Raw genomic sequence first — 14,465 nt, 5'->3', positions numbered from 1 at the left:
AAATCAGCCATTAACCATTTATGCCATTGATAATTAGGAATACAAGGCATAACAATCCTGATAAGAAACTGAAAATAAAACCTGTTCCCTTCTGAGTTATTAACAATATGGAAATGATATGTTTAAATTAATGTATGCTTTTTAATTAAACCCATCACTAAAAATCAGGGCAAGAAAAAAAGAATAATCAGGAATTAGTCATTCCCCAATCAAGGCTTATCAGTTTTTTACTACTGCAATTAAGAATAAATAGTCGGACAGGTGGCAATTAAACGCGCAGGAGAGAGGTGAGAAAAGTTAGCAGTGAAATTATTTGCAGAGTATGCCCGTTTTTAATCATCAATTAAAAACGGGCAATAAAACTTAACCTTCGTTATGCAGTTCCAGACCTTCAACCTCAGTCTGACGTGCAATGGCTTTCGCATCGTCGTTACGCAGTGACTGGAGGTAGTCCAGATAACGTTGGTCAACGTCTTTGGTGACATAAACACCGTTAAACACCGAACACTCGAACTGTGCGATATCCGGGTTCTCTTCGCGAACCGCTTCAATCAAATCGTCCAAATCCTGGAAAATCAGCGCGTCAGCTTTGATCAGCTGGCGAATCTCTTCCACTTCACGACCGTGAGCGATAAGCTCAGTTGCGCTCGGCATGTCGATACCGTAGACATTCGGGAAACGAATTTCCGGTGCGGCTGAAGCCAGATAGACACGCTTGGCACCCGCTTCACGCGCCATCTCGATAATCTGCTCAGAGGTGGTACCGCGCACGATGGAGTCATCCACCAGCAACACGTTTTTGTCACGGAACTCGGCACGGTTGGCGTTCAGCTTACGACGCACCGCGCTACGGCGCAGATGCTGACCCGGCATAATAAAGGTACGGCCCACGTAACGGTTTTTCACAAAACCCTGGCGATACGGTTTGTCGAGAATACGGGCGATTTCCAACGCCACATCGGTTGAGGTTTCCGGAATCGGAATCACCACGTCGATGTCGAGATCTTCCCATTCACGAGCAATTTTCTCACCCAGCTTGGTGCCCATACGGACGCGCGCGCTGTAGACCGAGATCTTATCAAGGAAGGAATCCGGACGCGCAAAGTAAACGTACTCGAACAGACACGGATTACTTTTCGGGTTCTCAGCACACTGGCGGGTCGAGAGTTGGCCCTGCTCGGTGATGTACACCGCTTCGCCCGGCGCTACGTCACGAATAAATTCAAAGCCCAGCGTATCCAGCGCGACGCTCTCGGACGCGACCATATACTCGGTGCGACCATCAGCAATCACGCGTTTACCCAGTACCAACGGACGGATACCGTTCGGGTCGCGGAAGGCCACCATACCGTGACCGATAATCATCGAAACCACCGCGTAAGCCCCGCGCACCTGCTGGTGCACCGCAGCCACTGCGGCAAAAATGTTGTCAGCTTCCAGCGGGTAATGCTGAAAACGGTCCAGCTCCTGCGCAAAAATGTTCAGCAGGATTTCGGAATCTGAGGTGGTGTTGACGTGACGGCGACCCACTTCGAACAGCTGTTTACGCAGCTCGTGTGCGTTAGTCAGGTTGCCGTTGTGCGCCAGTGTAATGCCATAAGGGGAGTTCACATAGAAAGGCTGCGCTTCAGAGGCGCTGGAGCTGCCTGCTGTCGGGTAGCGTACATGACCAATCCCGATGTTGCCCTGCAAACGCTGCATGTGGCGTGCTTCGAAGACATCGCTCACCAGCCCGTTGGCTTTGCGCAGACGAAAGCAGTTCAGCGCATCGATGGTACAAATGCCGGCGGCATCCTGCCCGCGGTGCTGTAGCACCGTTAACGCGTCATAGATCGACTGGTTTACTGGCATAAAACCGGTGATACCAACAATACCGCACATGTTGTCATTTCCTCATTAGCCGCACTCCCGATGGCGTCACCGGGGTAAAAAACTGGACGTGCTTTTCAGATAGTCGAAGAACCACCTGATGATGTAACTGAACTGGGGAATGAGTTGGGACTGCTGCCAGTCCGGGCTTTTCGAGAAGCCGGTGAATGTATCGAGGAAGAAGAGAATAGCGGCAACGATCAGCACGCCACGCAACGCCCCGAAACAGACCCCCAACACCCTGTCGGTTCCCGACAGACCGGTCTTTTCAACCAGCGTGCCGATCACATAGTTCACGATGGCACCCACAATCAGGGTGGCAACGAAGAGCACCGCGATAGCGATACCGTTGCGAACCAGTTCGTCGTCAAAACCTGTAAACCAGACTGCAAGGTAGGCGTAGTAGTGACTGGCGACAAAAAACGCGCATCCCCAGGTAACGAGAGATAAGGCTTCCCGGACAAACCCACGAACCAGGCTGACCAGGGCCGAAAAACCAACTACCGCAATAATGACGTAATCAATCCAGATCATGAACTCTTCCAGCGCCAGCGCGATTGCACCCCTGCATCCAGTTCGGGGCGCATTCTAACAGAAAAAGAAAACGTTTGCGTAGGGTTTTCCGGTTCTGCATCCATAAAAAGGGCGATGAAAAAAACTTTCCTCGCCCTGAGACAATTCAGTGCTGTAATTCACTGAAATATAGTAATTTTTAAGCCAACATCACGGTGAACACTCCGTGCTATGCCGCGCCTTTTTCAGCCATCGGCGCGGCTTATCAACGGTTTAGCGCGTGCTGTAGGGTTTCACCACTCCACCGAGTCCGGAGAGGTTTTTCAGTTCACCCAGCGCAGCTTGCATCTTCGCTTTTGAGGCATCAGGCCCGACGTAGATGCGGGTAATTTGCCCCTGAACCGGCGTGGATGGCACGGTAAATGCGCGATATCCCGACAGACGCAACTGCGCGACGATCTCATTCACTTTAGCCGCGTTTTTCAACGCACCGAGTTGGACCACATAAGCCTGGCCCGCCGGGGCTTCCGCTTCGCTCTGCTTCGGCGCTTCAACCGGTTTAGCGGTTTCTACTGGCTTCGGCTGCTCGACCGGCTTCGGTTCAACCGGTTTTGGTTTCGGCTGCTCCACCGGTTTCGGCTTAGGTTGCTCGACCGGTTTCGGTTTCGCAGTCTGCACCGGCGCACTCTGGTGCACTGGCGGAGGTGTCACTACCGTGGGTTCGTTGTTCTCCACTGGCTGCGCGCTGCCAGACTCGACCGGGGTGGTGGTTTTACCACTGGCTTCGCTTTGCGCCGCACCTGCGCCTTCCGGCGGCTGGGCAGGCAGCGACTGCGTCACCGGGGGCACCATCTCACTGTCCTGCTGATCATCCGGTTTTGGCACCAGCGGAATTGCAGCGAATTCCTCTTTGTAGTGCTTTTTCTTGCCATCCAGCAGGCCTGGTAACACGATGACGCCAACCGCCACCAAGATTACCGTGCCCACTAAACGGTTCTGAAACTTACTTGCCACTGCCGTTCTCCGCTGCCATCGATTCCATTACCTGTGCTACGGTGTGGAAAGAACCACACACCAGAATCACATCCTCGGGCCGAGCCTGCTGACGCGCAGCCTGCCATGCTGAGTCTACGGTCGCAAATGCCTCACCGCTTGCCAGGTGAGCAATCAACTGCTCCGCCGTCGCACCACGCGGGCCGTCAAGCGGTGCGCAGTACCAGCTATCCACCTGTGGTGCCAGCGCCGCCAGTGTCCCGGCGATATCTTTATCATGCAGCATCCCGACCACCGCATGAACCTTACCGGTACGCGGCAATTCAGCCAGACGTGAAGCCAGATAATAAGCGGCATGGGGATTATGCGCCACATCGAGGATCACACGCGGCGAGGTGCTTACCGTCTGAAAACGGCCTGGTAAAATCGCCAGCGGCAGATGCTGGCGAATGAGCGCTTCGCTTACCGATAAGCCCGAGGCGCGCAACGCAATGAGCGCGGTGGCAGCATTGGGGAGCGGCACCTGTGGCAGGGGAAGATCGCGCAATTCGCCCTGCGCATCCTGCAAACTCCAGCTCTCGCCCTGCTGCTGCCATTGCCAGTCACGGTTACGCTGCAACAACAGCGCGCCCTTCTCTGCTGCAACCTCGGCAATGGTGTGCGGCATATCGGGCTCACCCACCACTGCGGGTTTCCCACCACGAAACACGCCTGCTTTCTCGCGGCCAATGCTTTCGCGGTCCGGTCCCAACCAGTCGGTATGATCCAGTGCGATGCTGGTGATAACGGCGACATCCGCATCAACGATATTGGTGGCATCCAGTCGCCCACCGAGACCGACTTCAAGGATCACCACATCAAGCCCGGCAGCACGAAACAGATTGAGTGCCGATAAGGTACCGAATTCGAAGTAGGTCAGGGAAATATCGCCACGTCCGGCTTCAATCTCGGCAAAGCTGGCGCTGTGCAACGCTTCATCCAGCTCCGCGCCCTGGACGCGCACCCGCTCGGTGTAGCGCACCAGATGTGGTGAGCTGTAGACGCCCACGCGGTATCCCGCCGCCATCAACAGGGTTTCCAGCGTACGGCAGGTGGTGCCTTTGCCGTTAGTCCCGGCAACGGTGAAAACAAATGGCGCGGGTTTGAGCAGGTCAAGACGTGAAGCGACGCGTTGAATACGATCCAGCCCCAGTTCAATGGGCTGAGAATGCAGGTGTTCAAGATAATGAAGCCACGTAGCTAAAGGCGACGTGGCTTGGGGAAGGTGAAGAGTGTCCATGTGTCCCGTTAACTAACTTTATACGGTGCATTGGTGAAAAGGCGCATTTCTGCGCCTTTCCGTTGCCTGTCAGGCCTCGTTGCTCTCCGGCTCAGCCGCAATCGGCTGATCACCATCCTGCAGCGGCGCTGGCAGGTTCATCATTTTCGCCAGCAGGCTGGCCAGCTTAAAGCGCATCTCCGGACGACGGATGATCATATCGATCGCGCCTTTTTCGATCAGGAATTCACTGCGCTGGAAGCCCGGCGGCAGTTTTTCACGTACGGTTTGTTCGATAACACGCGGACCGGCAAAACCGATCAACGCTTTCGGTTCCGCCACGTTGAGATCGCCCAGCATCGCGAAGCTGGCGGAAACGCCACCCATGGTCGGGTCAGTCAGTACCGAGATATACGGCAGACCGCGTTCCTGCATTTTCGCCAGTGCGGCACTGGTTTTCGCCATCTGCATCAGCGACATCAGCGCTTCCTGCATACGCGCACCGCCACTGGCGGAGAAGCAGATCAGCGGGCAATTATCTTCCAGCGCCTGCTCAACCGCACGCACAAAACGCGCACCAACCACTGAACCCATTGAGCCGCCCATAAAGGAGAACTCAAACGCCGCAGCCACGATCGGCATACCGTGCAGTTGGCCTTTCATGACGATCAGAGCGTCTTTCTCGTCAGTCTCTTTCTGAGCCGCCGCCAGACGATCTTTGTACTTCTTCGAGTCACGGAACTTCAACAGATCCTTGGGTTCCAGCTCGCTACCTAATTCTACCAGCGTTCCTTCATCCAGCAGGCTATGCAGGCGCTCACGGGCGTGCATGCGCATGTGATGGTCGCACTTCGGGCAGACCTCAAGATTACGCTCCAGCTCGGCGCGATACAGCACCTGGCCACAGCTGTCGCACTTGGTCCAGACCCCTTCCGGGATGTTGGCGCGGCGCGTCGGCGTAATATTGCTTTTGTTAAGTATGCGTTCAATCCAGCTCATTGATGACCTTTCTGTTTAAAACCGACCTGGTCCAGTCTTCTCATTGCTGCTGAAATCACCTTCAGCAGGCCGTAAATGTCGCTCATTAAACCACAACCGCTTCTCGCTGTGGATAAAAATCTGGTTTTGGGCTTACTGGGATTTCTGCTGACGTGCCTGACGACGATGACGCCAGACTTCAATCACGCCTGGCAGGATCGACACCACGATAATCGCGACGATCAGCAGTTTCAGGTTCTCCTGCACCACCGGCAAATCACCAAACAAGTAACCGGCGTAAGAGAACAACAACACCCACAGCAGCGCACCCGCAACGTTAAAGAGCGCGAAGTGACGATAGGACATGTGTCCCATCCCTGCCACAAAGGGGGCAAAGGTTCGCACGATTGGTACAAAGCGCGCAAGTATTATGGTTTTACCACCGTGGCGCTCGTAGAACGCATGGGTCTTATCCAGATAGCTGCGGCGGAAAATCTTTGAATTGGGATTGCTGAACAGCTTCTCGCCAAACAGACGACCAATGGTGTAGTTAACGGCATCACCGAGAATGGCCGCAATCACCATCAGGGCCACCATCATATGCACATTGAGGTCATTACTCGGCAGTGCGGCCAATGCGCCAGCAACAAACAGCAAAGAATCACCCGGCAGGAACGGCGTGACCACCAGACCGGTTTCGCAGAACAGAATCAGGAACAAAATGGCATAAATCCAGATACCGTACTGCGCCACCAGTTCGGCCAAATGCACATCAATATGCAGAATAAAATCGACGATAAAATGGATGAACTCCATAAAGCCAGGCTCCTTACATCCTTCGAGTAACAATTAATCCGCGAGGAACAGTGGTCCCAGCGCAGGCTGAGGTAACGCAAAGTGGGACGGATAATCCACCGCCACCAGATACAACCCCTCGGCTCTGGCGGTCGCTGCGGCAAGGGTGCGATCTTTCGCGGCCAACAACGTTGCCATCCAGGTTTCAGGCTGATTACCGCAGCCAATTTCCATCAGGCTGCCAACGATGTTGCGCACCATGTGGTGTACAAACGCATTCGCTTTGATATCCACAATCACGTACGGTCCCTGACGCGTAACGTTAAGATGCATCACATTACGCCACGGGGTACGTGACTGACACTGCACGGCGCGAAATGAGGTGAAATCATTTTCGCCCAGCAGGCATTGTCCGGCGCGCTGCATTTTTTCTGCATCCAGCGGATGATAAAAGTGCGTCACGCCGCTGCCCAAAATCGCCGGACGCAGCCGCTGGTTATAAATAACATAACGGTAGCGACGCGCTGTAGCGCTGAAACGAGCATGAAACTCATCCGGCACCGCTTTAACCCAACGCACGGCGATATCCGGCGGCAGGTTGGCATTGACGCCCAACGTCCAGGCACCCTCGGCACGCTGAGAAGTGGTTTCAAAATGCACCACCTGCCCGGTGCCATGTACCCCGGCATCGGTACGTCCGGCGCAAAACACGCTAACCGGATGGTTAGCGACTTTCGACAGCGCTTTTTCCAGCTTTTCCTGCACGCTGCGCACTTCCTGCTGCCGCTGCCAGCCATAATAACGGCTGCCGTCGTACTCAATACCCAGCGCCAGCTTATGCGTGTTACCTTCAGACAACATTAATACAGATACTCCTGCACCAGCTTCTCAGCGGTTTTGACCGCCATCAGCGCGCCGCCGAAGCGGATGTTGTCAGCCACTGACCAGAATTGCAGCAGCTCTGGGATACCGTAATCGTTACGCACGCAGCCAACGCTCAATTCGCCGTTGCCGGACGCATCCTGCACCTGAGTCGGATAATCGCCTTCGTCGCTCAGACGGATATCCTCGGCACGCGCCAGTTCATCTCGCGCTTCTTCAGCAGACAAGGGGCGCAGATTTTCCACATGGACGATCTGCGCATTGCCGTAAAATACCGGGGCCTGCACGCTGCTCACCGCAATCGGTAAGCCTTCGTCCTGTAACACTTTGCGCACCTGATCCACCAGACGACGTTCGCTCTCCACGCTGCCGTTGCTGTCCACCTGCTGTGGCAGCAGGTTAAACGCCAGCTGACGACCATAATAATGTTCATCCGCCGGTACGCCGTTGAGCAGACGCGCGCTCTCGCCCGCCAGCGCATCCACCGCGCTCTTACCATCGCTGGAGACTGACATCAGGTTTGTTACCTGCAAACGCCCCAGACCGGCAGCATCCACCAGCGGTTTGATGGCGCTTAACAGCTGGCTGACCAGGCTATCCGCCACACAGATGATGTTGCGGTTGCGGTAATCCGCCAGCACCTGGGGATTCACATCCGGCACCACCAATGGCACATCCGGCTCCAGCGCGAACAGATCGCTGCTGTCGATCACCAGGCAGCCCTGGCTGGCGGCTTCTTCGGCGTAACGCGCCGAGGCGCTGCGACCGGCAGCGAAAAAGGCCAGTTGCGCCTGCGACCAGTCAAATTCCGCCGCATCTTGTACCCGCACCGAACGCCCCTCGAAACGCAGAGTTTCGCCTGCGCTGTTCTCGCTCGCCAGCAGATATATCTCACCAACCGGGAACTGGCGTTCCGCCAGCAGTTCCAGTACAGCGTTCCCTACTGCGCCTGTCGCGCCCAATAGCGCAATATTCCAGCCGTCAGACATGTTGGTTTACTCCAGACAATGACATAAAAACAGAAGGCGGTGATCTTCACCGCCCAGGAATTAAGATTTATCCCGCCAGGGTCAGGTTAACTGTGCTGCAAACTGGCACGGAAACCGAGTTGATTCAGCATCGCTGCCGCCTCTGCATCATCACAGATCACCTGCAACGACGACCATTCGCGGCGCTCCTCATATTGCTTACGCAGGCGGTCAAACTCACCTGGTAGCGCAGCCACTTTACGCAGCGGCGCATCATCGCGGCGCACATCATACACCAGGTGCACCAGACGTTTCAGCGTCGGCTGATCGAGCTTGCCGTGTAAGGTAATGCGACCAAACTCTGGCGCAGGCAGCAGGCTATCCAACGGCACCTGTTGCGGCTGACCGAGGAATGCGCACCAGGCTTCAAACACCTGCGTGGTACCGCGTGCCTTCCCTTCCAGGGTATAACCGGCGATATGGGCGGTGGCGATATCAACTTTATCCAGCAGGTCCAGCGACAGCTCCGGTTCCGGCTCCCACACATCCAGCACCACGCTGAGATCCTGGCGTACTTTCAATACTTCCAGCAGCGCGGCGTTATCCACCACCGGACCACGGCAGGCATTGATCAGGATGGTGTTGGGTTTCAGCGCCATCAACAGCGCAGTATCGGCCAGATGCCAGCTTTTATACGGACCGTCTTTAAACAATGGCGTGTGGAAGGTCAGGATATCCGCCTGTGCCACCACCTCATCCAGCGAGCGAAAATCTTCCGCATCGCCACGATCGGCACGCGGCGGATCGCACAACAGGGTTTTCACCCCCCAGGCCTGTAAACGTTTGTGCAGACGGCCACCGACATTACCGACACCGACAATCCCCACGGTACGATCGCGCAGCGCAAAACCATCACGTTCCGCCAGCAACAACAGCGAGGAGAAGACATATTCCACCACCGCGATGGCGTTGCAGCCCGGTGCTGCCGAGAACGCGATTCCTGCATCAGCCAGTGAGGCCTCATCGATATGGTCGGTGCCTGCCGTCGCAGTGCCAACAAATTTCACCGGTGTTCCTGCCAGCAGCGCGGCATTAACTTTCGTGACCGAGCGCACCATCAACCCGCTGGCATCCGCCAGTTCGGCTTCCGGTAACGGACGCCCCGGCACCGCCAGCACCTCACCGGTGCGGCTAAAGAGTTCACGGGCGTACGGCATATTTTCATCGACGAGAATTTTCACCACGGCTGTCCTGTAAATTCGCAAGGGCCATATTCTGGCACAAAGCCTTTGATTAACCTAACCGGCTGCGATAGCGATCCGGTGTTGTGCCCGCCTGATGCTGAAACATCACAATCAGCGCCGAAGCGGAGCTGTAGCCCAGCTCATGGGCGATGGCCTGCACGCTGATGCCCTGCTCCAGCAGGGTGATAGCGCGTAAAAAACGCAGGCGCTGCCGCCACTCGCTAAACGACATATTCAGCTGCTGCTGACAACGTCGCGCCAGCGTACGCTCGGTGGTAAACACGCGCTTCGCCCATTGTGCCAGCGTGGTGTTATCACCGGGGTGTGCCTGCAAGGCGTGCAGGATCGGAGCGAGCAGTTTGTCATTCGAGCCAGGCAGGTAACTTTTATGTACCGGCGCAAGACGTAGCCGATCCACTAAAACCTCACACAAACGCCAGTCTGCTGCGCTGTGCGGCTGCTCCAGCTCACGCCGGGCAAACTCGTCCATAATGGCATGAACAATGGCATCAACATTGAGCAGGCAGGCCTGTTGGGGTAAGCCGTCGCACAAATCCGCCGCCAGATTGAACGTGCGGAACAGCGACTGACGATGGTTATAGCTGCTGTGGCGCTGGCCCGAAGGGATCCAGATCGGCATATCTGCTGGCGTCAGCAGGCGTTCCCCTTCCACCTCCATCTCCAGTACATGGCTTTTAACGAAAATCACCTGTCCCCAGGCGTGGGCGTGCGGCAGATATTCGGTTTTAGCATTGGCCTGTTCGAAACGCATAAAGTAGCGCAGCTGCGAGGCATCGACGGGTGGCTGATACTCAACCTGTAAATTCATTCTGTCCGGTCATTAATGATTTTTGTCCGATTTTAGTTATCTGTTCTAAACCGGTCAAACGTAAACTGTTCGCGTTTACTTTCAGGAGCTGTACGATGAACTTTCTGTTTCCGCTGGTGGCGGTGCTGATTTGGTCAATCAACACCATCGTGAGCAAACTCTCCGCCGGTAGCATCGATCCTGCCGCGATCTCGTTTTATCGCTGGATTCTGGCGCTGGCGGTGTTGACCCCGTTTGCGCTACCGGGTGTCTGGCGTCATCGTCGCCAGATTGTTGCCAGTAGCGGGCGTTTACTGATCCTCGGCCTGCTCGGCATGGTGCTGTATCAAAGCCTTGCCTATTATGCGGCGCACAGCGTGTCGGCGGTCATGATGGGGATTCTGGGCGCGACTATTCCACTGCTGACCATTCTGCTCAGCCTGGTGGTGTTGCGCCTGGCACCGACGCGCGGCATTTTGTTTGGCGGGCTGTTGTCGTTTGTCGGTCTGGTGTGGCTGGTAAGCGCCGGAAATCCGGCGCAACTGCTGAATCAGCGCCTCGGCAACGGGGAGTTAATGATGCTGGCGGCGTCAACTTCATACGCGTTGTACGGTGTGCTCACCAAACGTTGGGCAATCCCGTTGCCCACCTGGCAAAGCCTGTATGTGCAGATTTTCTTTGGTGTGTTGTTGCTGTTGCCCGGTTTTCTGCGCGCGCCCGATGTGTCACTCAACACGCACAATATCCCACTGGTGCTGTTTGCCGGGCTGTTCGCGTCGATCATCGCCCCCTTCCTGTGGATCCTCGGCGTGCAGCGTCTGGGCGCCAGTACCACCAGCATCTTTATGAATTTTGTGCCGGTGTTTACCGCCATCATTGCCGTGTTGTTCCTGCATGAACAACTGCATGCATATCACTGGATTGGCGGCGGCATGACGCTGGTGGGGGTGATTCTGGCACAACGCCTGCGTACGCCACTGCGCCGCGCCCGCGCCGTGACGCCCCCCGTCAGCGGAAACTGATGGTCACCCGTAGCCCGCCCAACTGCGGGCTACGATCCAGAGTCAACTGCGCCCCGTGCCAGGTGCAGATATCCTTCACCAGCGCCAGCCCGATCCCCGCACCAGGCTGCTGCTGACCATGATCCAACCGGGAAAACGGTTGCAGCGCCTGCTGCTGATACGCTTCCTCAATCCCCGGACCGCTGTCTTCAATCTCCAGCCCCATCGCACTGATTCTTGCCGTGACGGTGCCGTGCGCCGGTGTGTACTTGATGGCATTATCCAGTAAATTGGCGCACAACTCCGCCAGCAGCAACACGTCGCCCTGCACCTCGAGCTGACTGGCCCCTTCATACCCCAGATCGATCTGTTTATGCCGCGCCGCCGCATAGCCGCTTAAACACGCCTGCTGCACAATCGCCGCCAGATCAACACGCGCCATTGCTTTATCTTCACCGTGGCGCGCCTTGATCTGCGCCAGTTGCAACAACCGGTCGGTTAACTGAACGGTGTCATCCAGCGTGTGGCGCATGCCTTGCAGGCTTTCGCGCCATTGCTGTGGATCGTCACTGTTCAACGCCACCCCCACCTGCGTTTTCAGAATAGTAAGCGGAGTGCGTAATTGGTGTGAAACATCAGCGCTGAAGCGTTCCTGGCGTGCCAGCAGGCCGCGTAAACGCTCCAGATGACGGTTGAAGGCGATGATGAGCGGTTGTAGCTCCGACCACGGCAGCAGCGACGGCAGCGGCGTCAGTTCACCGGGAGCACGCCGCAACACCAGTCGCGACAAGCGCCGCAGCGGCCGCAACACCTTGCGCAGCAGCCACCCCGCCAACAGCAAGGTTATCAGCACCAGAATACTTTGGCTGATCAACGCCGTACGTAGCAAGCCTTCCGCAAAGGCATGGCGTGAATTGAGCGTCTCCGCCACCAGCACCAGCGCCATGCCCTGCACGCCCTCGTCACTAACCGGTTGCCACAGGGCAGCAACACGAATCGGTTGCAGGTGATAACGCGCGTCATAGAAATGCACCAGCGCCGGAAAGGCGTCCGATCGCGGGGCCGTCGCGGGTAACGGGGGGAGATCATCGTAACCGGACAGCGTCTCCCCCTCTGGCGAGATCACCTGATAGAACAACTGGTCATTCATATTGCGTTCAAAGCTATCCAGCACCACCCAGGGGACATCGACGCGAATACGCTTTTCCCGCACTTCCAAGCGTTCCGCAACGGTCCTTGCCGAGGCCAGCAGGGAGCGGTCATAAGCCTGATTCGCAGCATGCAACGCGCTTTGATAGTGGGTGTAGACCGATAATCCCCACAGCAGCAACAGCGGGACCCCCAGCCACAACAACAACTCGCCGCGTAATGAGTGGATCAACCGCATTGCTGGCACTCAAGGCTGTAACCTAATCCGCGCAGCGTCACGATCGCCACATCGCTGCCCGCCAGTTTTTTGCGTACCCGATGGACATATAACTCAATCGACTCCTGACTGGCTTCATCACACAGCGTAAAGGTCTGTTCATACAGATGTTGGCGGGATACCGGATGACCCGGTCGGCGCATCAGGGTCGTCAGCACACTCGCTTCGCGCGGCGTCAGGCGCAGCGGTTTACGGTTCAACATGAAGCAGCCCTGGTTATCCCGCTCCAACTGACCAATCACCTGTGATTGCGCTAACTGCCCCTGGCCGCGCCGCAGCAAAGCGCGCAAGCGCGCCTCCAGCTCATCCAGCTCAAAAGGTTTGGTGAGATAATCATCTGCACCGGCATTCAAACCCTGAACCCGTTGCGCCAACGCGCTACGGGCAGTCAGCAGCAGAACCGGCACTTTCTGCTCACGTCGACGCAAACGCGCCAGGACTTCCAGACCATTCATCCGCGGCAACGTCACATCCAGCACCACCAACGCATACTCTTCGGTTTGCAGAACATGATCTGCCGCCACGCCATCGGCGACCCAATCAACCGCAAATCCTTTTTGCGTCAGCGCTTTTTGCAACCAACCCGCCAGCTCAACCGTGTCTTCCACCAGTAAGAGACGCATGTCACACCCCGCCATTTTTCCCGATGAATGAAAGGTAAATGAAAGGCTCGGGCCTTAACAATTCATTAACCGCGATTCTTCGGCGGGTATCACACTCTGAAACCTACTATGGAGCGACCAATGAAAAATACTATTCGCACCAGCCTCACCGCAGGCCTGCTGGTCTTGTCAATGTCGTCAGTTTTTGCCGCTGCACCAGAACGCACTGAATGTATCGCCCCCGCGAAACCGGGTGGTGGTTTTGATCTGACCTGCAAATTGTTGCAGGTGTCCCTGCAAGAAACTGGGCAAATCACCACACCGATGCGCGTGACCTATATGCCTGGTGGCGTGGGTGCCGTCGCCTACAATGCCATCATTGCCCAGCGTCCGGCAGAAGCGGGCACCCTTGTCGCCTACTCAGGGGGTTCTCTGCTTAACCTGTCACAAGGCAAGTTTGGTCGTTATTCGGTGGACGACGTGAAATGGTTGGCGGCGATTGGCACTGATTACGGCATGGTCGCGGTGCGCGACGATGCGCCGTGGAAAACCCTCGGTGAATTGATGGAAGCAATGAAACAGGACCCCACCAAAGTGGTGGTAGGCGCTGGCGCCTCCATTGGTAGCCAGGACTGGATGAAAACCGCGCTGCTGGCGCGTGAAGCCGGTATCGATCCCCGCAAAATGCGTTATGTCGCCTTTGAAGGCGGTGGTGAACCCGTTACAGCGTTGCTTGGCAACCATATCCAGGTGGTCTCCGGCGATATGAGCGAAATGGTACCCCATTTGCAGAGTGGCAAAATGCGTGTTCTGGCCGTGATGGCTGACAAACGTTTGCCGGGCGAACTGGCGCAAATCCCCACCGCCAAAGAACAGGGCTTCAACGTTGAATGGCCGATTATCCGTGGTTACTACCTGGGGCCAAAAGTGAGCGATGCCGATTATCAATGGTGGGAGGATGCGTTCAAAAAGCTGGTGACCACCAAAGAGTTCCAGCAGCAGCGTGATATGCGCGGCCTGTTTGAGTTCAACATGTTTGGCAGCGAGTTAGACGCGTATGTAAAAAAACAGGTCGCCACCTATCGTGAACAGGCTAAATCGTTCGGTCTGGCGAAATAAGGGGGCTAT

At 56.1% G+C, this 14,465-nt stretch carries 14 protein-coding genes; 2 read left to right on the top strand and 12 right to left on the bottom strand.

From position 1 onward, the window contains the following. Positions 1-363 precede the first annotated feature (363 nt). The 10 genes from purF to CTZ24_RS14690 form a co-directional block, all read right to left on the bottom strand. On the bottom strand, positions 364-1,881 hold the full coding sequence (purF, locus tag CTZ24_RS14735) for an amidophosphoribosyltransferase (RefSeq protein ID WP_021185100.1): 1,518 nt from the start codon (positions 1,879-1,881) through the stop codon (positions 364-366). Positions 1,882-1,917: 36 nt separating this feature from the next. Then, the gene (cvpA, locus tag CTZ24_RS14730; protein ID WP_013509911.1) at positions 1,918-2,403 is read right to left on the bottom strand and encodes a colicin V production protein; all 486 of its coding nucleotides are present in this window, start codon (positions 2,401-2,403) and stop codon (positions 1,918-1,920) included. Positions 2,404-2,655: 252 nt separating this feature from the next. Then, positions 2,656-3,396 carry a cell division protein DedD gene (gene dedD / locus CTZ24_RS14725; RefSeq protein ID WP_208723905.1) on the bottom strand — a complete coding sequence of 247 codons (741 nt, stop codon included), beginning with the start codon at positions 3,394-3,396 and terminating at the stop codon, positions 2,656-2,658. After that, a complete protein-coding gene (gene folC, locus CTZ24_RS14720; protein WP_208723904.1) occupies positions 3,386-4,654 on the bottom strand; it encodes a bifunctional tetrahydrofolate synthase/dihydrofolate synthase in 1,269 nt (422 codons plus the stop codon). The genes dedD and folC overlap by 11 nt, the downstream gene beginning before the upstream one ends. A 69-nt stretch (positions 4,655-4,723) precedes the next feature. Then, the gene (accD, locus tag CTZ24_RS14715; RefSeq protein ID WP_013509914.1) at positions 4,724-5,632 is read right to left on the bottom strand and encodes an acetyl-CoA carboxylase, carboxyltransferase subunit beta; all 909 of its coding nucleotides are present in this window, start codon (positions 5,630-5,632) and stop codon (positions 4,724-4,726) included. A gap of 132 nt (positions 5,633-5,764) precedes the next feature. Beyond that, complete coding sequence (locus CTZ24_RS14710; RefSeq protein WP_021185103.1) at positions 5,765-6,427, bottom strand: DedA family protein; 663 nt, start codon at positions 6,425-6,427, stop codon at positions 5,765-5,767. A 33-nt stretch (positions 6,428-6,460) separates the two neighbouring features. Beyond that, positions 6,461-7,267 carry a tRNA pseudouridine(38-40) synthase TruA gene (gene truA / locus CTZ24_RS14705; protein ID WP_021185104.1) on the bottom strand — a complete coding sequence of 269 codons (807 nt, stop codon included), beginning with the start codon at positions 7,265-7,267 and terminating at the stop codon, positions 6,461-6,463. Then, entirely contained in the window at positions 7,267-8,277 is a 1,011-nt protein-coding gene (locus CTZ24_RS14700) for an aspartate-semialdehyde dehydrogenase (protein ID WP_021185105.1), read from the bottom strand. Before CTZ24_RS14700 ends, truA begins: the two co-directional genes overlap by 1 nt. A gap of 86 nt (positions 8,278-8,363) precedes the next feature. Next, positions 8,364-9,497: a 4-phosphoerythronate dehydrogenase PdxB gene (pdxB, locus tag CTZ24_RS14695; protein ID WP_208723903.1), complete on the bottom strand. Its 1,134-nt coding sequence runs from the start codon at positions 9,495-9,497 to the stop codon at positions 8,364-8,366. A 52-nt stretch (positions 9,498-9,549) separates the two neighbouring features. Continuing rightward, the gene (locus CTZ24_RS14690; protein ID WP_021185107.1) at positions 9,550-10,329 is read right to left on the bottom strand and encodes an AraC family transcriptional regulator; all 780 of its coding nucleotides are present in this window, start codon (positions 10,327-10,329) and stop codon (positions 9,550-9,552) included. A 95-nt stretch (positions 10,330-10,424) separates the two neighbouring features. Between CTZ24_RS14690 and CTZ24_RS14685 the strand changes: the two genes are divergently transcribed. Then, positions 10,425-11,330 carry a DMT family transporter gene (locus tag CTZ24_RS14685; protein WP_208723902.1) on the top strand — a complete coding sequence of 302 codons (906 nt, stop codon included), beginning with the start codon at positions 10,425-10,427 and terminating at the stop codon, positions 11,328-11,330. On the opposite strand, the gene CTZ24_RS14680 is transcribed toward CTZ24_RS14685, so the two are convergent. Both CTZ24_RS14680 and tctD read right to left on the bottom strand, forming a co-directional pair. Beyond that, positions 11,317-12,696: a sensor histidine kinase gene (locus tag CTZ24_RS14680; RefSeq protein ID WP_208723901.1), complete on the bottom strand. Its 1,380-nt coding sequence runs from the start codon at positions 12,694-12,696 to the stop codon at positions 11,317-11,319. The two genes, CTZ24_RS14685 and CTZ24_RS14680, sit on opposite strands and share 14 nt — an antisense overlap. Further along, on the bottom strand, positions 12,687-13,358 hold the full coding sequence (gene tctD / locus CTZ24_RS14675) for a transcriptional regulator TctD (RefSeq protein ID WP_021185110.1): 672 nt from the start codon (positions 13,356-13,358) through the stop codon (positions 12,687-12,689). The genes CTZ24_RS14680 and tctD overlap by 10 nt, the downstream gene beginning before the upstream one ends. A gap of 120 nt (positions 13,359-13,478) precedes the next feature. On the opposite strand from tctD, the gene CTZ24_RS14670 reads away from it, so the two are divergent. After that, entirely contained in the window at positions 13,479-14,456 is a 978-nt protein-coding gene (locus CTZ24_RS14670) for a Bug family tripartite tricarboxylate transporter substrate binding protein (RefSeq protein WP_244633984.1), read from the top strand. Positions 14,457-14,465: the final 9 nt, after the last annotated feature.

Origin of the sequence: Pantoea phytobeneficialis (assembly GCF_009728735.1) — a bacterium.
Lineage (GTDB): Bacteria > Pseudomonadota > Gammaproteobacteria > Enterobacterales > Enterobacteriaceae > Pantoea > Pantoea phytobeneficialis.
This window is presented reverse-complemented; position numbering and strand designations above follow the sequence as displayed.